General features: G+C 57.8%; 1 protein-coding gene. It reads right to left on the reverse strand.

Annotated elements, in window-relative coordinates:
• On the reverse strand, nt 1-249 hold a 249-nt coding region (locus SB751_RS33655), incomplete at both ends, for a recombinase family protein (protein WP_410749451.1).

Genomic DNA, 249 nt, shown 5'->3' on the forward strand with positions numbered 1-249 from the left:
GTCAACCAATCACCGTCCTTCTCAGCCGACTTGTACGCGTAAATATCGCGCACGCGACGTACAGAACTCACACGATGCGCAGTCCAGGTCTTGCCTTGACCCGTGCGTATGCCCATCCGGTTTAGTGAGGCCGCGATGTCCTGATCTGACCATCGGGTTGCCATGCTGCGGATCACTGCGAGCGCTTCGTCAGATGTGTTGCATCCGTGCTCTCCAGTCTTGGGCTTGCGGATCCGCAACTGCGAGTGT

Source organism: Cupriavidus sp. SIMBA_020, assembly GCF_046535395.1.
Taxonomy (GTDB): domain Bacteria; phylum Pseudomonadota; class Gammaproteobacteria; order Burkholderiales; family Burkholderiaceae; genus Cupriavidus; species Cupriavidus campinensis.